Consider the following 21466-nt stretch of genomic DNA (forward strand, 5'->3'; position numbering starts at 1 on the left):
AAACAGCGTATTTTTGAGTTTAAATAAAAGAAAGGAAATTTATGTTTGATATGTTTAATATGATGAACAAGCTGAAAGAAGTACAGGGCAAAATGAAAGAGGCCCAGGACAGCTTGCAATTTATTACCGTAACTGCCGAATCGGGTGCCGGTTTGGTTAAAGCAAAAGTTAATGGTCTTAAACGAGTAATCAGCATTGACATAGATGAATCTTTATTAAATAAAGAGGATAAGGATATGGTTACGGATTTGGTGGTAGCGGCCGTTAACAAAGCTATGGACGAAGCCAGTGAAAAGGCAAAAGATGAAATGAAACGGCAGACGGAAGGCTTAATTCCTAATATCCCTGGTTTTGATTTAGGTAATCTTGGTTTCTAATCACTTTCCAAACGTAGCAATAGTAATCTTAAATTGGAATGGCCGGAAATTTCTGGAACAATTCCTGCCTGGTGTTTTGGCTCAGTCAGCTGGCGCCCAGGTAATTGTGGCTGATAATGCCTCTACTGATGATTCTGTTTCTTTTTTAGAAAATTACTTTCCAGAAGTAAAACTAATCCATCATAAACAAAACCTGGGGTTCTGCGAGGGCTACAATACGGCCCTAAAACTAGTGGAGGCAGAATTCTATGTCTTGTTGAACTCAGATGTTGAGGTAACTCCCAATTGGATAGCCCCTATTCTACAATTATTGTCCGGTGATGTATCTATTGCCGCTTGCCAGCCTAAAATTAAATCTTTTTTTGACCGGGCGTATTTTGAATATGCCGGAGCCGGTGGCGGTTTAATAGATTTCTTGGGTTACCCTTTTTGCCGGGGACGTGTATTTGAAACCCTGGAAAAAGATAACGGGCAATATAATGATATACAACCCGTATTTTGGGCTACCGGGGCCTGTATGTTTGTTAGAGCAAAAGCTTTTTGGGAACTAGGTGGCTTGGAGCCAGCCTTTTTTGCCCACATGGAAGAAATTGATTTGTGCTGGCGCTTACAAAATGCCGGTTATAAAGTTATGTACTGCGGGCATAGCGAAATTTATCATGTTGGCGGTGGCACTCTCCATAAATCTAACTCCCGGAAAACTTACCTAAATTTCAGAAACGGGTTGGCTTTATTTTACAAGAATAGTTCTGATCCAAACCTGTACTTCCTGCTGTTAATCCGCATCATATTAGATTGGATTGCAGCCTTGAAGTTTACCAGTGAGGGCCAGTGGCGCGATGGATTAGCCGTTTTCAAAGCACACTGGCATTTAGTAAAAAATAGAAAGTATTGGTACAAGCAAAGGCAATTAAGTCCTAAAACCAGTAATCAGCCGGCACAAATAATTTATAATAAAAGTGTGGTCTGGCAATATTTTATAAAAGGAAAACGCTTTTATAAAAGTTTAGAAGTCCCAGATAGTGCTACGCTGCCTTCTTAAGCATTTCCGGATATTTATCCAAAATGCTAACATCAGGTACACGATTAACGGAGAACCAAACGTTAAAAACGATAAGTAAATAAAGGATAAGCGTATGCTGCTGGTAGCAAAACCAAGTTTTTCACCGATTTTAGTGCAGACCCCAAACGCTTGCGATTCCAGAAAATATTGTAAACGTTCCATCCGCGGTAAAAATAATGTGTAAGATAATATATAAAAGGAAGCTGGCCAATAAATTAACCAAACTTTAATTATTTACTAATTTGTAGTATTGCACAATGTGCCCTATACGCAAATAAGTGCTACCAGGATATGAAAAAATACGTTAAATACCCCTTCCGGCAGACTTTTTTATTTCTTACCTTATTGGTTCCTTTCATACATGGCTGCACATTATCTAAAATGATAACCTTAAGCCGGAATCAAAAAATATGGGTTGAGCCAAAGCTGTTAGAGGTTTCCGGGGAAAATGTATTGTTTGAGGTAAAAGCTCAGATACCTCCCGCCATGATCCGGAAGAAAGCCTTTTATAGCTTAGCATTTTTTTACCGCTATGACCTTAATAAGGAAGATCCTGTTGGTCAGCTGGTTTTTCTGCCCGGCGATTTTATTTATGAAAATAAAAAACCTACTATAACGCAACAGTTTTCCTTTCCTTATTTGCCTCAAAAAAATCCGGGCCGGCTGTGGGTACAAGGAGTTGCCAGTACCCCTAAGGGCCGTAGTAAAAGAACTACCATGTTCCCGCTGGCGAATGGCATTGTAACAACATCTAAGTTAATAGCTCACAACAACCAGGTAAATTTTGTAACGGATGCTTATAAACCAGATAATGAGGAAACTAATACTTTAACTGTTTTCTATGAAAAAGGAGAATTAAATCCCAGGAGTTTTATGGGATCCAGTATATCAATTTTAAATGATTTTATAGAAGCTAATTACAAGACCAATAAAGTAGAAATAATAGGTTTTCAATCTTCAGAGAAAGAAGAAACTCAAAAAGGAAACTTAGCTCAGAGACGGGCCGCCTATCTGGAAAAATTTTACCGGCATAAACTAAAAGTAAGCAATTACACCAACACGGCCAATAATATTTCCTTCCAAACCCATGGTATTTCGAGTTCCTGGGATCTTTTTGTTCAAAAAATTCAAAGTTCTGCTTTACCAAAAGATGAAATTCAACAAATAGTAGCTATTGCAACTGGTCCGGGAGATGACGCTGAAAAAGACAGGAAATTACAGAAGCTGGAATCTTACGAGTATATAGATTTATATGTATACCCGGTACTCCGCTTTGCGGAAGTGAAAATAGAATTTATACCTGTTCAGAAGAAAAATTACGAAATATATCTGCTTTCCAAAAAAATTGTAGAAGAAAAAGTAGACCAGGAAGCCTTATCAGAGGAAGAATTACGTTATTCCGCTACCTTAACCCCGTTATTAGCTGAAAAACAAAAAATTTATGAAAAAGCAGTCACTACATCAGACTATTGGCAGGATTATCATAATCTGGGAATAGTTTACTTCCAGATGGCCAAGCGGCAAAATAAACCGGTTTCCAAAAAGGCTATGTTAGAGGCCGCTATTAAAAACTTAACGTATGCCAGCCACCGAAATCCGAACGCCGAAAACTTTTACCATTTAGCTTCTGCCCACCAAACGCTTGGCAATTTTCTTGAAGCACTTCAGGCCTATGATTACGCCATCAAACTAGGAGGATCTCTGCCGCTGCTTCAGCAAATTTTTTCAGATAAAGCCGCATTAGAAATAGAAATTGGTCAGGTAGATGATGCGTTGAATAGTTTATCGTATGCGGGCACCAGTTATCAGAACTATATTAATAGAGGTTTGTGCTACATGCTAAAAGAAAATTATGACCAGGCAACTAAATTTTACGAAGAAGCGCTGGCCTTAAAACCTAACGATGCCTTAGCTTATTATTCACAAGCTATTCTGGCCGCCCGTACTAAAGATAAAAACCTACTGGCGTATAACCTGAACAAAGCCATAAGAGCCGATAAATCTTATGTAAGAAAAGCCATTGAAGATTTAGAATTTAAACCTTATATGCAACAACCATTTTTTAAAGCTGCTCTTAAATAAATCTGTTACAAATATTCATTTTAAGAGTAAAATATTTAGCAAAAGGGTAAAAAATTACATTTTCATTTTTACCTTTGAGGGATGAATTAGCTTTAAGCTTTCAATTATTTAGCTTACAAAATTTTTGATAACCATATAACATGCGAACAATACAGTTTAGAGAAGCCCTACGCGAAGCCATGTCAGAAGAAATGAGACGTGACGAACGTATTTTTCTGATGGGTGAAGAAGTTGCCGAGTACAACGGAGCTTATAAAGTAAGCCAAGGAATGCTTGACGAATTTGGTCCGGAACGCGTAATCGATACCCCAATTGCCGAATTAGGTTTTGCCGGTATTGGTGTAGGTGCAGCCATGAATGGTTTACGTCCTATTATTGAGTTCATGACTTTTAACTTTTCTTTAGTAGCCATAGACCAAATCATCAACTCTGCTGCTAAAATAATGTCAATGTCAGGTGGTCAATATACTGCACCAATGGTTTTCCGCGGACCAACTGGTAGTGCAGGTATGCTTTCATCTCAGCACTCACAAAACTTTGAAAATTGGTTTGCTAATACTCCTGGATTAAAAGTAGTAGTACCAAGCAACCCATACGATGCAAAAGGTCTTTTAAAAGCCTCTATCAGGGATGAAGATCCGGTTATTTTTATGGAGTCGGAACAAATGTATGGCGACAAAGGAGAAGTGCCAGAAGAAGAATATGTTATTCCGATTGGTGTAGCTGATGTGAAACGTGCCGGTAACGATGTTACGATTGTTTCTTTCGGGAAAATGATGAAAATTGTAATTGCTGCTGCCGAAGAACTGCAGAAAGAAGGTATTTCAGCGGAAGTAATCGATTTACGCACCGTTCGTCCGATTGATTATAAAGCTATTAACGAATCGGTAAAGAAAACCAACCGATTGGTAGTAGTGGAAGAGGCCTGGCCTTTAGCATCTATCTCATCTGAAATTGCATTCAACGTTCAGCATAACTCATTTGACTATTTAGATGCTCCAGTTAAACGTGTAACCTGCCGCGATGTACCTTTGCCTTATGCGCCTACCCTAATTGAAGCCTCTTTGCCTAATATAGAAAGAACTGTTAAGGCTGTTAAAGACGTATTATATAAAAAGTAGAACTAATCTACTACAAAACTAAAAAGGCTTCCCAAACAGGAAGCCTTTTTAGTTTTGTAGTAGATTAATAAATTAAAACCTTATTTTGCTAATAAGCGTTCTTATCGCCTTTAAATGCATTAAAAATAGTAATAAGGATTATTTTTATATCGAATAAAAAAGTCCAGTTTTCTACATAAAACACATCAAATTTAATTCTGTTTTTCATTTGATGCGGCTCTGAAGTTTCTCCTCTATAACCCATTACCTGAGCCAGTCCGGTAACACCAGGTTTAATTAAATGCCGCGACATATACCGGTCGATGATACGGCGATAATTTTCATTTAATTTAATTGGGTGTGGCCTTGGTCCAACAACTGACATATCGCCAATTAATACATTAAAAAACTGAGGCAATTCATCTAAACTGCTTTTGCGAAGAAATGCTCCTATCTTAGTAATTCTACCATCACCTTTAGTCGCCTGTTTAGTATCTGCATCGTCATTTATATACATACTTCTAAACTTAAAACAGGCAAAAGCTTTATTATTACGCCCGTTTCGCATTTGCCTAAAGAAGATGGGTCCCGGAGAATCTATTTTTATTATAATTCCTATTAATGGAATAACCCAGGATAGAAGAAATAAAATTACCAGAGAAGAAAACACAATATCAAAACTTCTTTTAGCAAACTTATTAAACACATCGTCCAAAGGAATTGGACGCAAATTCATTACAGGCAATAAATCGTAAAAATCTACGCTTAATTTCCTGGACTGAATCAGGTTAGACTCCGGAATAAATTTCAGTCTTACAAAATTATCTTCAGCAAAATCAATTAGTTGCGTAACCTGGGTGCTTGTTAAATTAAAGGCTGAACAATAAATTTCATCCACTTCATACTCTTTAACAAAACTCTGAACAGCGCTTATGGAACCTAAAAATTTACTGTTATTCCTAGTATTATCATCAAAAAAACCAAGATACCGGTAGCCATACTCGGGATTATTCTCAAAATATTTACGCAGTTGATTGGAAGCTTTATTAAAACCAACAATAACAACTTTTTTATAATTGCCGCCTCTAATCCGATGGTGCTGTAATAAAAAGGTTAAACCAATTCGCCACAGGGTCATAAACAGAACCATTAGCAGGTAGGTATGGGTCAAGTATGTCCTGGATATAGAATACTCTTGGGTTATATTCAAACTGGCTTCTATTATCAGAATAAATAAAACGATATGTTTTATCAGGTTACTGACAATATAAGTTATCCGGGTCGTTCTTTTAATATTATAAATATTAAGAATAGATGCAGAAACTATCCAGGCCAGGTTAAAGTAAATAATAAGATTTAAATAGTTTGGATACTTATAATGCTCTGTATTACCAAAACGAGTAAAATTACTTGCAAAGGCTGCAAGATTTAATAAGGCAAGATCGCCTAAAGTATTTATAATTTTAATGTACTTTTCGTTTTGTGCAGGCATTAAGTTTTTAAGATGAATTGATAGTGCAAATATTAAAATTTATAAGGAATTTAAGTAACTATAAGCTTTTTGTTTTCCTTAAACTTTGCATTAACAAAATTGCGTATTCTATCAATAAACTTACCTTCATCAAATTGAAGGGCATTTTCTCGAATAAATGTAGGATCAAAATTTAAATAAACTTCTTCCATTTTTTGTATCGCCTGAATTAAACTATTCACTTCTTGTTCTTTAAAGAAAATTGCCGTGCTTTCCTTTATTTTATCAACCAGTGGAACCATAGTATCTAACACACCTCCTTGCCCAAAAGCAATTACCGGTCTGCCGGAGGCATTAGCCTCTAAGGCTGTTATACCAAAATCTTCATATTGCGGAAATACAAGGGCTTTACACCCGGCATACAATTTTTGCAATTCTGTTTTAGATAACCCACTTTTAAAAATAATATTCGATTTAGCTTTCTTTTTTAATTCTTCGCCTTTGGTGCCTTTCCCAACAATTATCAATTTATAACCTAAGGTATTGAAAGCGTCAATGGCTAAATCGACACGTTTATAATACTCTAAACGCGTAACCATTAAATAATAATCTTCTATCTTCTCAGCTATTGCAAAATTATTTACCACTACTGGCGGGTAAATTACAGGTATATGGCCCTGATACTTGTATTTTTCTTTTATCCTCTGGCTGGTTTCCTCTGTATTAGCCAGATAAAAATCTGTGCGTTGGGCAGCCTGGTAATCTATGTATTTTAAATTAGCTACCATGGTTTTCATTACCAACTTTTTTAAACCTGTGGCGTGTAAATATTCAGTGTATGATTCCGGAAACCAGGCCAATCGGAAAGGCTGGTGACAATAATTAATAACTAAAGCCTTATTAGAAACCTTTATATACTTGCCGCAATAAGTAGAAGAAATTAAAACTACATCATAATCGGTCACATCCAGTTGTTTCATAGCTAAAACTCCCAATGGGAAAAATAGCTTTTTCATTTGGTTCTCGTTTTTAACCACTTTCTGGTACCAGGAAGTCCGAACATCACATTCTTTAAAATCTGGGTAAGTATCTTCCGGTTGGTAACAAAGTGTAAATAAAGGTGCTTCTGGAAAAGCATAATGAAAACAACGGGCTACTTGTTCCGCTCCTCCCCGTCTCATTAAATCATCGTGAACAATTGCTAATTTCACTTATATATCTTTTTAAAAGTCAAAAGAAATCTAAACTGTGGTAGCTAACTCATTTTCCTTTTTATTATAGGAAAAGGAACTGAGTAAAAGTGCATTAAAAAAAGCGTAAAAAATCACACCTTTTTGCCTGCTTAAAGCTGTTTCGCTAATACAAACAACTATAAAAATCAATAAAAAATAGACATAAAGCCAGTTCTTTTGGCGCCAGGCTATAATCAATGGGTAAAATAATACAACCAAGAAAACTAAAAGCCCCAGCACCCCATGCCGCACCATCTCTTCCAGGTATTCATTATGCGCATTATAATTATATAAAGCCCCCCAAAATTTTTTATCCTGATAACAAGCAACTAGGTTAGGTGCCACATCCCCGGTTCCCACCCCCCAAATAACAGCATTTTTATTCCGGATCACATCAAAACAACATTCCCACTGTATTAATCTAGGAGTAAAAGGAGAATGGACTCCTCGTAAATAAATAAATTCATTAAGCTTAGTTCGGGTAGTGGGCAAAGCTAAAACACCTATTACACCTAATACACCTACTCCGGCTACAATGGCTAAAGCCTTAAAATTCTTACGCTGAATAGAGTATTGAATTACCTGTAGGCCTAATAATACAAATGAAACAAATAACGCCATTCTGGCTCCTAACACTACTAACTCAACATATAAAAAGAAAACAGCTAGTATGATTAAGCTTCGATAAAAAACTTTTGTCTCGAACCAAAAATTTGTTAAATAAAACAAAGCCCCTATAATGGCAAAAACCAGGTACATACCAGAATAAGCATGATGCATGTTAACAAAGTCATCAATCTTTTCTGTTAGTATGGTGCCTTCTAGAATGCCATCAGTATAGGTTAAAACATTATATATAGCATACCCAAGTACAGCCAAACAGGAAAAAGCAAATAGAAAAATAAGGTTGAATACCTGCTGCCTTGTCAGTTTGGGGGCACTTAAAATAACCAGCGGAAGTAATACCAAACCCATCTTCTTCTCCAGGATATTCAGGGCATATTTGGTATCAGTGCTGTAAAAAAGGCCAATTATTTGCAGAAGGTATAGTGCTAAAACTGAAATGAAATATTTATTAGCAAGAGCATTCTTAACCTTATCATAAAGGTTTCCAGATAGTAGCCAATAAAGGACCAATAACCCAACAGCTACATTATTTATTTTATTACTTAGTGGAAGCGTAATGGCAACTACCAACAACAGTATAAAATATGCTTTATTAATATAGGTTTTAAAATCCATGGAAATCTAAAACTATAAAACACCATTAGTAGTTAATGCTGCTTTTTTTTGGTAGTTCACAAACAGGTAATATAGGCAAAAGGAAAGCACGAATGGCAGCGCATTGGAGGGAGTAGTTATCCGATGTTCGGTAAAACTCATGATGGTAAGGTTAAAAAAAGACACCAATAAAAAATCTCTTATTTTAGGTTCCTGATTGTTTTTTAGCAGAAACTTATAAACAGACCTCCAAAAGCATAAAAATACCCCTAATCCCAATAACCCCAACTCCCCTAGAAAATGTAGAAAAGAGTGATGCGCATGAGAATCGTTAAAATCTTTTACCTGCTGCTGATTTGAACTGTAAATGAATGGAATAGTATTATCAAAAATAAAAGGAACATCATTAACAGATCCAAATCCGGTACCAAGCAGAGGAGAATGAAAAAAGCAATCTACTGCTCTTGGCCAGGTCTCATAAGAACGGATCAGTACATTTTTATATTTGGTGGAGACGTTCCCAAACCTTTCATAAACATAATCATCTAAATTCCGATAAATATCGGCGGTTGGGCTATTCATTATATGCCGTTTATATTCGGGATAAGTACCAACTAATATGTAAATTTGAATGGCTGAAATGCCAATAATTAAAAAACTTATCAAATAAGATTTATGCTTCTTTAATAAGAATAAACACATAAGGCCTACTCCTAAACCTAATATAGAGCCTCGGGAATAAGTAGCATACAAAAAAAAGGCATTTAATGCCAGAAGAAATAGATTAGTATAAGTTTTTCGCTCTAAAAAGTAAATAAAAGCTAAGGAAGTAACAATGCTGTAAAAGCCTCCCGCTGCATTATTTGCTATAAACAAGCCACTAAAACCATCCTGAAACTTTAATCCTTTAGCAATAAAAGCCAGAATACTGATAAAGGAGGTTATGTAAAGAAAATTCCGGAATAATTTTCCAATATTAAAATTGAAACTAAAGAACGGTAGCACTAATAAAGGCAAATAGGAAATGATGAAATTTCCATCGTACCTATAAAATTTAAAATTTGAGAAAGACCCAGGATGATACAAGGAGGTGCTGATAAGCACAAATAAGAAAAATACGAATAACCAGAAAACCGGTAAAGGGAAATGGTTTTTGTGCGTAAGAATTAATGGAAAAAAAATGGCAGCGAATAAAGAAGGAATAGGGCTAATATAAACTAAGTTAGTTACGGTTCCTATTAATCCTATTATAGTAATTATAACAAGAAGTTTTTTCATTCTTTTCTATAAATACTTTGTAATAACCGCCTCTACCTGCTTTGCCGACTTTTCCCAACTATATTTTTGGATTTGCTTTAAGCCTTTTTCTGTAAGAGTTTTTTGCAAAGCAACATCAAAATATAATTGACTTATTCTCATCATTATTTCTTTTACATCCAGCGGATTTACATACAAACTTGCTTCTCCACATATTTCAGGCAAAGAAGCCGTATTAGATACAATAGTAGGGCTTCCACTAGCCATAGCTTCTAAAGGTGGTATGCCAAATCCTTCATAGATGGAAGGATAAACAAATATTTTAGCTTTCCGATATAAGGTAGCTAATTCCGTATCTGGCAAATATCCGGTAAAAATAATAGAAGGGCAATTCTGAATTTCCTCTTTCAGGTTAGTATCCGAAAACACTTTTGATTCTGACCCTACTACCACCAGATTTAATCCTTTTATATTTAGCCCTTTAAAAGCTTTTACTAAAGAAATAAAATTTTTCCGGGGATCAATGGAAGAAACTGCTAGTATAAAATCTTCCGGAACAGCTTTATTTCCTTCACCATTCAGTGTAGTAAAAACTTTTGAAATCCCATTATAGATAACATTAACTTTTTCTTCCGGAATTTGTGTGTATTCTACTAGTGCTTGTTTAGAACAATTACTTACTGTAATTACCTCAAGACTTTTCTTAGCTATTCTGGGTATTAAAAAATTATAAAGCTTTACAAAAGCAGGAGAAAACCATTGCGGATTAATTTGGAAGGCAATGTCGTGTATGGTTACAATATTTCTGTTATAAAATAAAGGAGCTGTATTACACAAGTTTAATAAAACAGCATTCTTCTCTTTTTTAAGAAAAAAAGGCAACTCCAACTGCTCCCAAAGGTGACTGGTAAACCGTCCAAAAGTTTGAACATTAAGTTCTAGAGCAATGTCTTTTTGCAGGATATTCTTTGGGGATACAAAAATAATATTAGGTAGTAACCTTTTTAATTGCAAACTTATTTCAACGGCAAACCTTTGTACACCGGTTAAAGGTTGTGTTAAAAATCTGGCGTTTACAATTAATAAAGATTCTGTATTACCCATTAATACTTAAATAAGTGAAGATGATAAAATGAAAAATGTTATTGTTGCAGGCAGTAAAAGCTAAAATTCCCCATTTAAATAGGATTGAAGTTTCCTAATAACATATTCTCTATTATACTCTTCAACTCTTTTAAATCCTGCTTCAATATAGGAATCTCTATTTAAGTAAACTTTATTTATTGTTTTAACCCAATCAACCTTATCCCAAGAACTTACTGTTTCTCCGGCCCCTGCCACTACTTCTACCATAGCTGAATTATGAGGTGAAACAACCGGACAACCACAAGCCATTGCTTCCAATTGCGGCATCCCAAAACCTTCATTTAAGGATGTAGATACATACACAGATGCAACATTAAAAATCTTTATTAACTCATCCGTAGTTAAAAATCCAGCAAACTTTACCTTCTCCTTAGGAAATCCTTCGGCTTCAACTACGTTTTTTATTTTTGTTTCTCCCCAACCATTAGCTCCAACTATCAATAAGTCAAAACCTAATAAAGCCAACTGGGGCATGAGCGATAAAAGGAAAGTTAAGTTTTTTCTGGGCTCTAATGTTCCTACAAAAAGTAAAAATTTATCGTTAAGGTTGTGCTTTAGACAAATTTCCGCTTTTTCTTCTGAATTTATTTCATCTTTTTTAAAAATAGAAGTATTAATAAAAAAACCTGAAAAGATGTCTTTACATTTCCTTTCAGGAAAATATTTAATAATACCCTCTTTTGTAAACGTTGAGTTTGACCATAAAAAATTCGCATTTTTAATGGATATGTCATGAAAAAGATCAAAATAAACTCTATTAGCCAATGACATAGTTTCTTTATGTTCTTTATAAACCATATCATGAACTGTTACTAGGGTTTTTATATTTGAAGGTATAAAAGGTGGGGTCAGGAAAGCAGGCGCCCAAAAAAGGTCAGGTTTAATTTGTTTTAAGATGGTCCTTACTTTGAACACTAACCAAATTAATGCAATTTTCTTTGCTACAAAAAAAGGTTGAATAATAATTTTTATATTATCACTTATAAGAAGTTGCTTTTCAAGTTCAGGGTTGAAAGGTTCATTACTCAGTAAAAATAAAGTCCAGGAAGGATTTAAAGTGGCTATAGAATTAATTGCAGAAACTAAAAAATTCGGTATTCCGGATGGTGATTTCCGCAAGGAACGGCAATCAATAGCAACTTTCATTCTGCAATTTTATTAAAATATTTCCAACTTCTCCATCTCTTCCTCAAAGCTTATGCGCTTACCTAACCCTTTTAATGGGAGTGTCAAAAATAGTAATTAAAGTTTTAAACTTGAAAAAGAATTGGCCCAACAGTATCCATAATTCTTTTCAGGATATTTATTTAATATTGAGAAAAAAAAGTTTAGGTAATTTAGGAATTGAACTATCTACCTAAGGCATATGCGATGCCGCCAGTAATATGTTTCAAAAATAAAGGGTCCTGATAACTTTCTTCTGTATGTCCGCCTGCAGTATAAAAAGCACGTCCTCCGTCATATTCATGATACCAGGCAATGGGATGGTCCTCGCCGTGTGTTCCACCAGAATAACTGCTTTCATCAATTTCAATTAATACCATTAAATCAGGAAGTACATCCTTAAAATTATACCACTCATCTTCCCTCTCCCACGTTTCTCCTAAAAATTTGGTAGCCGGATGATCTTTAATTTTCACTTTTAAAGTTCCTTTCTGAATAACTGAGTGACTTGCAAAATAGGCACCAACCAGTTTATGATACCAAGGCCAATTATATTCCGTATCCGTTGCTGAATGAATACCCACAAAGCCGTTTCCAGCCTGAATATATTTCTCAAAAGAAATTTGTTGCTTTAAATCTAAAACATCTTGGGTAGTATTAAAAAAAACTACTGCCTTATATTTCTTAAGTGAATCTGGTACAAAAACATCGGCGTTATTTGTTGTATCCACTAAAAAATTATTTTCCTTACCAAGTGTTAAAATAGCTTTTAAACCGGCTGGTATAGAAGTATGATAGAACCCATTCGTTTTATAAAAAACGAGAACCTTGGGAATTGGGTTCGCTGTTGTGTTTCCTTCTGATTTACAAGCATAAAAACTTAAAAAAACACAAAGTATACAAATATTAAACAGCTTCATTTTTTGTACCTTATCCCGTAAGATGTTCATAAAAATGGAGCTCAAGCTCATAATTAAAAAACTATAAGTTTAAATTTATTTAAGAAAAGTTATCTATATCTCATCAAAAGGAATGGTAAAATGAAAGTATTTAATTCTTTTATTTATGCCGAGCATAAAGTTTTATTTGATATACGGCCCGACGTAACCTATTCTTAATCCTGGTTGATATGGACGGAGGGTTGAAAACTTCTGTATTGGAAAAGTAATCAGCATCCATGTCCGCTACAAATTCTGTTGGATGAATAATTTCATTTATTGATTCGGTAGGTGTATTTGCTAATTTATCTGTCGGATCAGTTGGATGTGTAGAATCGATGCCAAAACCAATGTTAGAAATTAAATTTACGTTTGGAATAATACAAAGACTGTTATGTATAAAATTAGTATAAGACCATTGGTAATCCCAAGTGTTATGGCCATTATAAATCCTATACATTACTTTTATCCATTCCTTCTGCACTTTTTCTCCTTTAAATACATCTGCTATTTTATTACTTCTAACAAATTCCGGAAAAGAAGCCATATTTACATCATATAAATCCCAAGCTCTACGCCAAGTAGCCCACCCCCAAACATGTGGAATCCTAGAAAAATAATAAGAGGCGTCTCCTCTTTTTCTGCCATATTGATGATTACTTCCAGTTATGTGCATGATTCTAGAATCATTCCTGTACTTTTCAAGTAATTCTTGGCAAAACCAAAAGAAACTCTGATCAGGCAAACAATCATCCTCCAGAATAATACCTTCCTCCACATTTTCGAAAAACCAATCTATAGCAGAACTTACAGCAACTCGGCAACCTAAATTTTGATCCCTTATAAGCGTAAAAACCTCACATGGCCAATCAATTTGGTCTATTACTCTTCTCGTTAACTCACATTTTTCGGTTTCACCAGGTCGACTGGCTCTTGGCCCATCGGCAGCAATAAATAACTTTTCAGGAGCTGCCTTTCTTATTTCATTAAAAACAAGTTGAGTATTTTCAGGCCGATTGAAAATTAAAAATAAAACTGGGGTTATAAGTTTTTCAGGCATCAATACAAATCTATTTAATAGATTTTTCTAAGTTACAAATTTAAGAAATAAATTTTTTGAATTCAGATAAAGTCAATTTCTTAAATAATAAATGATGAAAAGAAGAATTCAACATAACTACTCAAAAAAATTAAATCAAAGATTAATAAGAAGTCCTTTGTGGGTCTTTTTATATTTATTATATTAGGTATTCAATAAACTATTAATCAGCAAATTAATGCTCAAGGAGAAAATAAAAAGGTTCTTAAAGGGGAAGAGTGGCTTTTCTAATTTGGGTGAAGAAATAATTATCAAAAAATTTCTAAATCAATTAGACCATAAAAAAATTGCTGTGGACATAGCTGCTAATGATGGAATTTTTATGTCTAATACCTATCAATTGTATAAAGATGGATATGGTGGTTTAGCTGTTGAATGTGATAATACTGCCTTTGCCTCCCTATCTAATTCTTATAAAAAATTTGACAAGGTCTTTTTGAGTAAGGCCTATATTTACCCTGAAAATGTTGTTAGTTTACTAGAAGGATATGAAATTCCAGCTGATTTTGGTTTTTTAAGCTTTGATATTGATGGGTATGACTATTTTGTCATGAAAGAATTGCTTAAAAAATTTAGACCGAGTTTAATTTGCGTAGAAATAAATGAGAAAATTCCTTACCCGATCAAATTTACTATAAAGTACAATAGAGATTATGTATGGGGAGTAAACCATTTCTTTGGCCAGTCCATAGGGCAAGTTGAGCTCTTATGTAAAGAATACAATTATGATTTAGTAGAAGTTTATTATAACAATGCTTTTTTAATTCCTACTGAAAAAAACAAAAATTTTAACAAACTGGAACCAGGGCAGGCTTATTTGGATGGTTATGTTAATAAACCAGATAGGACTTCAAAATTTCCTTATAATAAAGATGTTGATGCTTTATTAAACATGAAATCTGAAGAAGCCCTAATCTTTATTAAAAAATATTTTGAGTCATATGAGGGTAAATATGAACTCTCTCTTTAAATTCTTTGGCCTGTCTGAATCCTGAAAAGGACAAACACCCATTGATGATAAAATTCTTATTATTTTTTACTTAAATAATGGATCAAATCTTTAAGGGTTATAACATTTAATAATGCTTTTGTCTGCATTATAAAAATAGGATAAGTTTTACTATTAAAAAGGTTAAAAAAATAGGAAGCTGTAAATTGAGAAAAAAGGGTCGCAATTGCTGCTCCAAGTCCACCATACCTTGGAATCAATAGTAAATTTAATGTTACATTGATAATTGCGCCAGCCAAAGTTCTAAAAAATACATATTTCTGAAGATTTTCTACTACAAACCAGTTGCCGGACGCAAAACCTAAAAAAACGAATACACTTGTCCAGGTATGAACAGATAAAATAACGCCAGCGCCTTCAAATTCTTTACCATACAAAAGATTAATAATAAAAGAAGAAAAAAAAGTAACAATTATGGCAGTTAATACACCTAAATAAGCCATAATTCTAAATGATTGCTTTAATTTATTTAGGTACCCTTCATTACTTATTTCTTTTTCTTTAATTAATACAGGTAGTATGGAGCTTGTAATAATGGATGGAACAAACCACCAGGCTTCAGACAGTCTAACTGCCGCGGAAAAAATACCAACCTCATTGTTATTGATTAAGCTACCTAACATTATTTGGTCTGTTCTTGTGTAAACCAATATAAGCATTACAGATAATGCCATAGGATAGCCCTCTTTTATCAATCTTTTTGTGAAAGTCCAATTTATTTTCCACTTAACTATTGAGCCATAATTTTGCTTATACATTAAAACAAATATTATAGCAGTTAGGATAGCTTCTAATAAAGAAGCCCAAACAAATAAAATTAATGAACCTTTGAGAACTAAGATTCCAATCTTTAACAAACCAGATAGTAAAAATGCTAAATTTCTAGAGTATACAACAAACTTAGATTGCAGTTTTGACTGGTAGAAGTAGTCAATAACATCAAAAGATTGGAAAACTAAAATTCCAGAAGTTAATAGGACCATTTGGTGTGTCAATGTTTCACCTGACCTTAAAAGGAAGATTGATATTATAGATAAAATTACAGCAAACAAGCTTCCAACCAATTTAAGTATGAATGCAGCCCCTAAAATATAATCTGTATTATTTTCTTCTTTTATTAAGTATTTTGTTACTATACTATCTATTCCAAGAGTAGAAAGAATACTAAATAAGGCAACAAAAGCTATAACATAGTTCCATAACCCAAATAGATCTGCCCCTAAATACCTGGCAATTAGAATGGTCAACAGAAAATTTAACCCAACTCTGAAAACCTTATCTATAAATAACCAACTTATATTTTGAATTACTCCTTTAGATAGAAAAATTTGAGATAATTTCTTTTTTAAGGACACGTTAGCCACCAACATTCTTATAAAATATAGGAAGACTTTGATTTAGATTTCATCTTCGCTTCTGAACCCTCAAAAGTAACAATACTTATTATTTAAAAGAATCAATAGTCATAATTTTAAATTCAATTCCAAAATTCATATCAATTCATTTACCCTAAAATCGAATATGGGCTTAATAACTTTCTTTTGTAAAAAGGCTGTCAAGAACAAAAAATAATTATTTCTTTTATTTTTGTAATATTTTAATTTTTAATCTACCAAATAAGGAAAAGATAATTTATCTCATTCTATATTAATATTGAATAGACAACTATATCAAATAATAACTACTCCTCTTAAATTCCATTCTATTATTTATCTTTGAACCTGAATGAACTAAATTACTAATGGAATCTAAGGATTATAAAAAATTTAATGACCCCATAAAACCTTCCAATAATGATGAAATTGATTTATCATTACTCTTTTCTAAGGTGATGAATGGTATTGCTTATGCCGGTAAGCAATTGGCGCTATTTATCTTTTTAGTTATTGATAGAATTCTAAAGAACTTCAAATTATTAATTCTTGCCACCCTTATTGGTGGGATATTAGGAGTAGGCTATTTTTTTGCTAGGGAGCCTTATTACCATTCTGATATGACCATTAGTTCTGCCTATCATAACGGTGCTTTTCTAACTAATTCTATTAATACGTTAGATAGGTTATGTAAAGAAGGAAATTATCCTGTTTTGGCTCAGATGTTAAAAATACCAACAGCAAAAGCAAGAACAATAAGAAGACTGGAAGTAGAGAAAACCATGTCTCCTAACTTACAGTTACTAATAGATATTTATAAAGAAAAAGAAGGCGGCCAGCACGCCATAGATTCATTAATTCTTTTTCATAATGATTCAACCTTCCATATAAATGCACAGGTATACGACACAACCACTTTTTTTGGTTTAGATACTGTATTAGTTAATTATATTAAAAACAATAAATTTATAAACCGGCGGATTGCTATTGAAAGAAGAAACCTTTTAGCCAGGAAAATTAAATTAGAAAGAGAATCCCGGAATCTGGATACGCTTAAAAATTATATGGCTCGGAGTTACCTGAACCAAAAAAGCGGTCCTGCAAATCCAGCTGGTACGCAGGTAACTTTAAACAGTAAAGATGTAAATCCTATTGAAGTTTATCGAGAAGATTTCCGGCTCTATGACCAGCAATTGAAAATAGATAAGGTTTTAAACACTAATTCAGAAATAGAAATCATTGAACCATTCACCCCTTTTAAAGAACCAGCAAGTGGAACATTATTAAAGAATAGCCTTAAAGGTGCCCTAGTAGGTTTATTAGTTGGGTTACTTTATATCTTCTTTAAGATTTTAGAACTTGGAATCTCTAAATTAAGAACTAACCTGGGTGAATAATATAGATAAAGAATTAACTAAAAAGGCCGGTTTAAAACCGGCTTTTTTAGTTAATAATACCATTACTTAAAGCGTATTTCACTAACGCCGCCGTATTTTTGGCTTGAGTTTTTTCAATAATTCGCTGCCGATGCGAATCTATAGTACGCTTACTGGTAAATAGTTTTTCTGCTATTTCAGCGTTTGTTAACCCATCTGTAATTAGCTTTAGAACTTCTAGCTCCCGCTTGGAAAGCTCAACAAACTCTGTTGATTCATTTTGATTTTCAGTACTTGCAGTGCTATTATTTTTCTTTAATAGATTTATGGTTATTTCTGCTGAAATATAATTTTTCCCGTTGGCGATCATTTGAACAGCGTGCACAAGTTCCTCTCTGGTTATATTTTTAAGGATATATCCCTGGGCGCCCACCTCCAACATTTTATTAATATAATTTTCGCTTTCAAACATAGAAAGTGCCAGAACTTTAACTGATTGAAAGTTTTTAGTTAAAAACCGAGTGGCATCAAAACCATCCATATGTGGCATTTTGATATCCATAATGACCACGTCAGTTTCAACTGTTTGTAACAAATCTATTAGTTGCGAACCGGACTCTGCTTCGCCTACCACCTGAACAGTTAATTCTTCTTCTAAAAGCGAGCGTAAACCTTTCCGGATTAACCTGTGATCATCAACTAATATTACTCTAATCATGCTATTGATTTTTTCTGCCTACAATATTAAAAAATTATATTATTTAACATCACACTTTTGTTATATAATATGAAATTTTATTATCTTAAGGAATAGAGTATAAAGTAGCAGGTCGTCAAATATTTAAGTATTAATACGAGCCTTTAATTAGGTATAATAGCTGACGCTATCTACAAAATATTGTAATACTTTTATTATTATATACATAATACTTAACCTAATGCATTCTGCACTACTTAAATTATGGAAATTTTAACACACAAGGATAAAGAGTCCTACATCATTAAGCTGCGGGGAGAATTGGATGCCAACACTGCTGAAGTCGCCGAAAAAATTTTAGATGAAGTGGTGAAACTCCATCCTAATACTATCCGAGTTGATTGCAAAGACCTTAAATATATTTCTTCCAGAGGATTAGGAGTTTTTATTTCCCGGTTTCAGGAAATTCAGGACAAAAAAATCAATTTTTCTTTATTTAATATGAGCAATCATATCCGCCATATTTTCAAAATAATAGGATTGGATGAATTAATGGAAATTCATTCGGAAGTTGTACCAAACTCAAATATTGTTAACCAGTAAAATAATTTATTGGTAACTCCACTTTTATTAAAGTTCCTTTGCCGACCTGGCTACTAATTTTCAGGTCTCCACCAAATAATTTCAGGCTGTTTTTAATATTGCGTAATCCTGTACTTTTGGAGGCAAAAACTATTTCTCCTTTTTCGAAACCTACTCCATTATCTAATATTTTTAACGTAACAGCTTTATCAGAAGCTTTTAAAGAAAGACTAGCCTTAGTTGCTCTAGCATGTTTAACAATATTATTAAAAAACTCCTGGACAACGCTAAAAATTAAAATTTGCAGTTTTTCATCTAGTTTACTGGCGTAATCATCTACCTGAAGCGTTATTTTTAAGGTAGAGCTGCTACATTTTTTCACCAGTTCCTCTAAGGCGGCAATTAAACCAAAATCTTCCAGCATGGCTGGCATTAATTCAAAGGCCAACGTCTTGGTTTCTGATATTGCTTCTTCAATGATTTCCGTTATGGTTTCTTTGATGCCGGGTTCCAGATTAACCTCATGGCGCTGAAACTCCATTTTTAAACCAAACAAAATTTGTCCTAAGCTATTGTGAATTTTCTCTGCTATTCGTTTCCGCTCCTCTATTTGCGTAACCCAGATAGCTAGTCTGGCTTTTCTTTTTGCTATCTTTTTCCGCCGTAAATCAGTATTTTCTAAGTTTCCTGAACTCAATTTTTTAAAAATAGCTACTCCCCCTGCCCCGGTATTTATTTTATCTTTTATTAAATGCAGAATAACCGCATAAGTCTTATTTTCAAAAGGCAATTCAAAATTTATTTGTTCATGATGCTGCCCGGACAGAACTTCTTCTAATTTTGATAATAATACTTCGGAATTTATTTTTTCAGCAAAATCAGTTAAGCTTTTTGCTTTTATTTTTGAGCTTTCAACCTTAAACTCCTCTTCTAAAAATCTATTTATTAAAGTAATTCTCCCTTCCTGGTCAAAAATTATAACTCCATCTGAATTATAATTTACCAGATGTGCTATTAATACTTGGTTTATATCCAAATCTGCCAGGGAAACAGGAAAGTTTAAAGGAGTTTTACTTATCCTCTTTTTACTATCTTCTTTCCTATAAATAAAAGAAATTGAACCCCCTAATAATTTATCGTCAACTCCAATAAATGGAGACACCTGCAAATAATAGGATTTATATATTATTTGGTTAAAGGAAGAAATAGCCTCATGCGTTAAGGGCAATGGTAACAAACCCGGAAAAACCGAATCTACTGCCCGGTTAAAAATTTGTTCTGGAGGCAATTGTAAGATTTTAATCCCCTTCTCATTAATGGCCACAATTTTTAGGTAATTATCAAAAAGTACCACTGGCTCCGAAAATTGCTCCAGAAGAATTTCTGTAAATTGGTGCCAGGAATTTTTTAACATGTATAAGTATTGGTCCTTTAATAATTAAATAAATATAAAAAGGGAAAGCAAGTAAATCAAAAGTATTCGAAATACTTAACTGGTTATCCTCCAAAATTTCTTACTCCTTTACCACCAGCTGCATTAAATAATGATAATGCTCATCTTCCTGAATAAAATTTACTTTAAATCCCGCCTCTTCGGCATACTCCTGAAACAAAGGGAAATCAATAAATAACCATTTAAATGGAAGACCCTTCTCTCCTTTATAAATCATTTGATAGGTAACTACACCACGATAGTCGGCATTTAAATCAAGGCATAAAGCTCCTTCTTCGTCATAAAACATGTATGTTATATCAGAAGAATCTACTACAATAGCCCCACCTGGTTTAAGTTTGTTTTTTATGTTAAATAAAAATTGCTTAAGTCCATCCAAATCACCAACCAAACCAATACCATTCATCAACATTAATATGGTATCATATCGCTCATCATCTAAATCAACAAAATTTGCCTCTTTTACCTTTTTTACTCCCCGGGCTCTCATGATGGCACACGCTCCGGCTGAATGGTCCATTGCGGTTACATCCAGGCCTTGTTGCTGTAAATAAAGAGAATGACTTCCGGCGCCGGCTCCCACATCTAATACTTGTCCCCTGCACATTTCCAGAGCCCGCTGTTCAATTTCTGGCATTTCCTGGTGACTTCTAAAAAAATAAGCAACTGGTACTTTCTCTGTTTCAGTAATACTTGATTCTACCTCAATAAAAGCGTCTTTTTCTCCTGAAAAATAATCCTGTAACGCATTACCCAAAACATCCGAATTTGTTTTTCTCATTCTACATCAAAAAAATAAAGGTATATATCAAATATGTTTTATTTA

Annotated in this window: 19 protein-coding genes; 7 read left to right on the forward strand and 12 right to left on the reverse strand. The window is 33.8% G+C overall.

Going from position 1 to position 21466, the window contains the following annotated elements; translation table 11 throughout:
* Positions 1-41 precede the first annotated feature (41 nt).
* From ADHAQ_RS0122255 to ADHAQ_RS0122270, 4 genes are all read left to right on the forward strand, one after another.
* Entirely contained in the window at positions 42-377 is a 336-nt protein-coding gene (locus ADHAQ_RS0122255) for a YbaB/EbfC family nucleoid-associated protein (RefSeq protein ID WP_026464810.1), read from the forward strand.
* Entirely contained in the window at positions 367-1419 is a 1053-nt protein-coding gene (locus ADHAQ_RS0122260) for a glycosyltransferase family 2 protein (protein WP_245590650.1), read from the forward strand. Before ADHAQ_RS0122255 ends, ADHAQ_RS0122260 begins: the two co-directional genes overlap by 11 nt.
* 402 nt (positions 1420-1821) lie before the next feature.
* Positions 1822-3522 carry a tetratricopeptide repeat protein gene (locus ADHAQ_RS0122265; protein ID WP_211240606.1) on the forward strand — a complete coding sequence of 567 codons (1701 nt, stop codon included), beginning with the start codon at positions 1822-1824 and terminating at the stop codon, positions 3520-3522.
* A gap of 140 nt (positions 3523-3662) precedes the next feature.
* Positions 3663-4643: a pyruvate dehydrogenase complex E1 component subunit beta gene (locus ADHAQ_RS0122270; protein ID WP_026464813.1), complete on the forward strand. Its 981-nt coding sequence runs from the start codon at positions 3663-3665 to the stop codon at positions 4641-4643.
* An 88-nt stretch (positions 4644-4731) separates the two neighbouring features.
* Here ADHAQ_RS0122270 and ADHAQ_RS0122275 read toward each other — a convergent pair whose 3' ends face one another.
* From ADHAQ_RS0122275 to ADHAQ_RS0122315, 8 genes are all read right to left on the reverse strand, one after another.
* Complete coding sequence (locus ADHAQ_RS0122275) at positions 4732-6114, reverse strand: undecaprenyl-phosphate glucose phosphotransferase (RefSeq protein WP_026464814.1); 1383 nt, start codon at positions 6112-6114, stop codon at positions 4732-4734.
* Between the two features lie 50 nt (positions 6115-6164).
* Positions 6165-7304 carry a glycosyltransferase gene (locus ADHAQ_RS0122280; protein WP_026464815.1) on the reverse strand — a complete coding sequence of 380 codons (1140 nt, stop codon included), beginning with the start codon at positions 7302-7304 and terminating at the stop codon, positions 6165-6167.
* A 30-nt stretch (positions 7305-7334) separates the two neighbouring features.
* A complete protein-coding gene (locus tag ADHAQ_RS0122285; RefSeq protein WP_026464816.1) occupies positions 7335-8567 on the reverse strand; it encodes an O-antigen ligase family protein in 1233 nt (410 codons plus the stop codon).
* 12 nt (positions 8568-8579) lie between these two features.
* Entirely contained in the window at positions 8580-9824 is a 1245-nt protein-coding gene (locus tag ADHAQ_RS0122290; protein WP_026464817.1) for an O-antigen ligase family protein, read from the reverse strand.
* A gap of 6 nt (positions 9825-9830) precedes the next feature.
* The gene (locus ADHAQ_RS0122295; protein ID WP_026464818.1) at positions 9831-10907 is read right to left on the reverse strand and encodes a glycosyltransferase family 4 protein; all 1077 of its coding nucleotides are present in this window, start codon (positions 10905-10907) and stop codon (positions 9831-9833) included.
* Between the two features lie 60 nt (positions 10908-10967).
* Complete coding sequence (locus ADHAQ_RS0122300; RefSeq protein ID WP_026464819.1) at positions 10968-12095, reverse strand: glycosyltransferase family 4 protein; 1128 nt, start codon at positions 12093-12095, stop codon at positions 10968-10970.
* A 203-nt stretch (positions 12096-12298) separates the two neighbouring features.
* Positions 12299-13033 (reverse strand): ThuA domain-containing protein, encoded by a 735-nt coding sequence (locus tag ADHAQ_RS0122310; RefSeq protein WP_084524059.1) that lies wholly within the window; start codon positions 13031-13033, stop codon positions 12299-12301.
* Positions 13034-13172: 139 nt separating this feature from the next.
* Positions 13173-14111 (reverse strand): hypothetical protein, encoded by a 939-nt coding sequence (locus ADHAQ_RS0122315; RefSeq protein ID WP_026464821.1) that lies wholly within the window; start codon positions 14109-14111, stop codon positions 13173-13175.
* Positions 14112-14328: 217 nt separating this feature from the next.
* On the opposite strand from ADHAQ_RS0122315, the gene ADHAQ_RS0122320 reads away from it, so the two are divergent.
* On the forward strand, positions 14329-15120 hold the full coding sequence (locus ADHAQ_RS0122320) for an FkbM family methyltransferase (RefSeq protein WP_026464822.1): 792 nt from the start codon (positions 14329-14331) through the stop codon (positions 15118-15120).
* A 59-nt stretch (positions 15121-15179) separates the two neighbouring features.
* Here the strand turns inward: ADHAQ_RS0122320 and ADHAQ_RS0122325 are convergent, their stop codons facing one another.
* On the reverse strand, positions 15180-16529 hold the full coding sequence (locus ADHAQ_RS0122325) for a flippase (protein ID WP_034257017.1): 1350 nt from the start codon (positions 16527-16529) through the stop codon (positions 15180-15182).
* Between the two features lie 371 nt (positions 16530-16900).
* Here ADHAQ_RS0122325 and ADHAQ_RS0122330 point away from each other — a divergent pair, with 371 nt between their 5' ends.
* The gene (locus tag ADHAQ_RS0122330) at positions 16901-17929 is read left to right on the forward strand and encodes a YveK family protein (protein ID WP_026464824.1); all 1029 of its coding nucleotides are present in this window, start codon (positions 16901-16903) and stop codon (positions 17927-17929) included.
* Between the two features lie 46 nt (positions 17930-17975).
* On the opposite strand, the gene ADHAQ_RS0122340 is transcribed toward ADHAQ_RS0122330, so the two are convergent.
* Positions 17976-18626, reverse strand: a complete 651-nt coding sequence (locus ADHAQ_RS0122340; RefSeq protein WP_026464825.1) for a response regulator transcription factor — start codon at positions 18624-18626, stop codon at positions 17976-17978.
* 243 nt (positions 18627-18869) lie between these two features.
* Here ADHAQ_RS0122340 and ADHAQ_RS0122345 point away from each other — a divergent pair, with 243 nt between their 5' ends.
* Positions 18870-19208 (forward strand): STAS domain-containing protein, encoded by a 339-nt coding sequence (locus ADHAQ_RS0122345; RefSeq protein ID WP_026464826.1) that lies wholly within the window; start codon positions 18870-18872, stop codon positions 19206-19208.
* On the opposite strand, the gene ADHAQ_RS0122350 is transcribed toward ADHAQ_RS0122345, so the two are convergent.
* Together ADHAQ_RS0122350 and ADHAQ_RS0122355 are read right to left on the reverse strand one after the other, a co-directional pair.
* Positions 19198-20601 carry a sensor histidine kinase gene (locus ADHAQ_RS0122350; RefSeq protein WP_026464827.1) on the reverse strand — a complete coding sequence of 468 codons (1404 nt, stop codon included), beginning with the start codon at positions 20599-20601 and terminating at the stop codon, positions 19198-19200. The two genes, ADHAQ_RS0122345 and ADHAQ_RS0122350, sit on opposite strands and share 11 nt — an antisense overlap.
* 100 nt (positions 20602-20701) lie before the next feature.
* Positions 20702-21421 (reverse strand): class I SAM-dependent methyltransferase, encoded by a 720-nt coding sequence (locus ADHAQ_RS0122355; RefSeq protein WP_026464828.1) that lies wholly within the window; start codon positions 21419-21421, stop codon positions 20702-20704.
* Positions 21422-21466: the final 45 nt, after the last annotated feature.

Source organism: Adhaeribacter aquaticus DSM 16391, assembly GCF_000473365.1.
Lineage (GTDB): Bacteria > Bacteroidota > Bacteroidia > Cytophagales > Hymenobacteraceae > Adhaeribacter > Adhaeribacter aquaticus.

Bases quoted from the DNA above. Each gene is read 5' to 3' on its own strand.
- ADHAQ_RS0122295 (WP_026464818.1), bottom strand. From the start codon at position 10,907: ATGGGTAATACAGAATCTTTATTAATTGTAAACGCCAGATTTTTAACA.
- ADHAQ_RS0122315 (WP_026464821.1), bottom strand. From the start codon at position 14,111: ATGCCTGAAAAACTTATAACCCCAGTTTTATTTTTAATTTTCAATCGG.
- ADHAQ_RS0122350 (WP_026464827.1), bottom strand. From the start codon at position 20,601: ATGTTAAAAAATTCCTGGCACCAATTTACAGAAATTCTTCTGGAGCAA.
- ADHAQ_RS0122285 (WP_026464816.1), bottom strand. From the start codon at position 8,567: ATGGATTTTAAAACCTATATTAATAAAGCATATTTTATACTGTTGTTG.
- ADHAQ_RS0122355 (WP_026464828.1), bottom strand. From the start codon at position 21,421: ATGAGAAAAACAAATTCGGATGTTTTGGGTAATGCGTTACAGGATTAT.
- ADHAQ_RS0122320 (WP_026464822.1), top strand. From the start codon at position 14,329: ATGCTCAAGGAGAAAATAAAAAGGTTCTTAAAGGGGAAGAGTGGCTTT.
- ADHAQ_RS0122330 (WP_026464824.1), top strand. From the start codon at position 16,901: ATGGAATCTAAGGATTATAAAAAATTTAATGACCCCATAAAACCTTCC.
- ADHAQ_RS0122275 (WP_026464814.1), bottom strand. From the start codon at position 6,114: ATGCCTGCACAAAACGAAAAGTACATTAAAATTATAAATACTTTAGGC.
- ADHAQ_RS0122345 (WP_026464826.1), top strand. From the start codon at position 18,870: ATGGAAATTTTAACACACAAGGATAAAGAGTCCTACATCATTAAGCTG.
- ADHAQ_RS0122265 (WP_211240606.1), top strand. From the start codon at position 1,822: ATGATAACCTTAAGCCGGAATCAAAAAATATGGGTTGAGCCAAAGCTG.
- ADHAQ_RS0122290 (WP_026464817.1), bottom strand. From the start codon at position 9,824: ATGAAAAAACTTCTTGTTATAATTACTATAATAGGATTAATAGGAACC.
- ADHAQ_RS0122300 (WP_026464819.1), bottom strand. From the start codon at position 12,095: ATGAAAGTTGCTATTGATTGCCGTTCCTTGCGGAAATCACCATCCGGA.
- ADHAQ_RS0122255 (WP_026464810.1), top strand. From the start codon at position 42: ATGTTTGATATGTTTAATATGATGAACAAGCTGAAAGAAGTACAGGGC.
- ADHAQ_RS0122270 (WP_026464813.1), top strand. From the start codon at position 3,663: ATGCGAACAATACAGTTTAGAGAAGCCCTACGCGAAGCCATGTCAGAA.
- ADHAQ_RS0122310 (WP_084524059.1), bottom strand. From the start codon at position 13,033: ATGAAGCTGTTTAATATTTGTATACTTTGTGTTTTTTTAAGTTTTTAT.
- ADHAQ_RS0122325 (WP_034257017.1), bottom strand. From the start codon at position 16,529: ATGTTGGTGGCTAACGTGTCCTTAAAAAAGAAATTATCTCAAATTTTT.
- ADHAQ_RS0122340 (WP_026464825.1), bottom strand. From the start codon at position 18,626: ATGATTAGAGTAATATTAGTTGATGATCACAGGTTAATCCGGAAAGGT.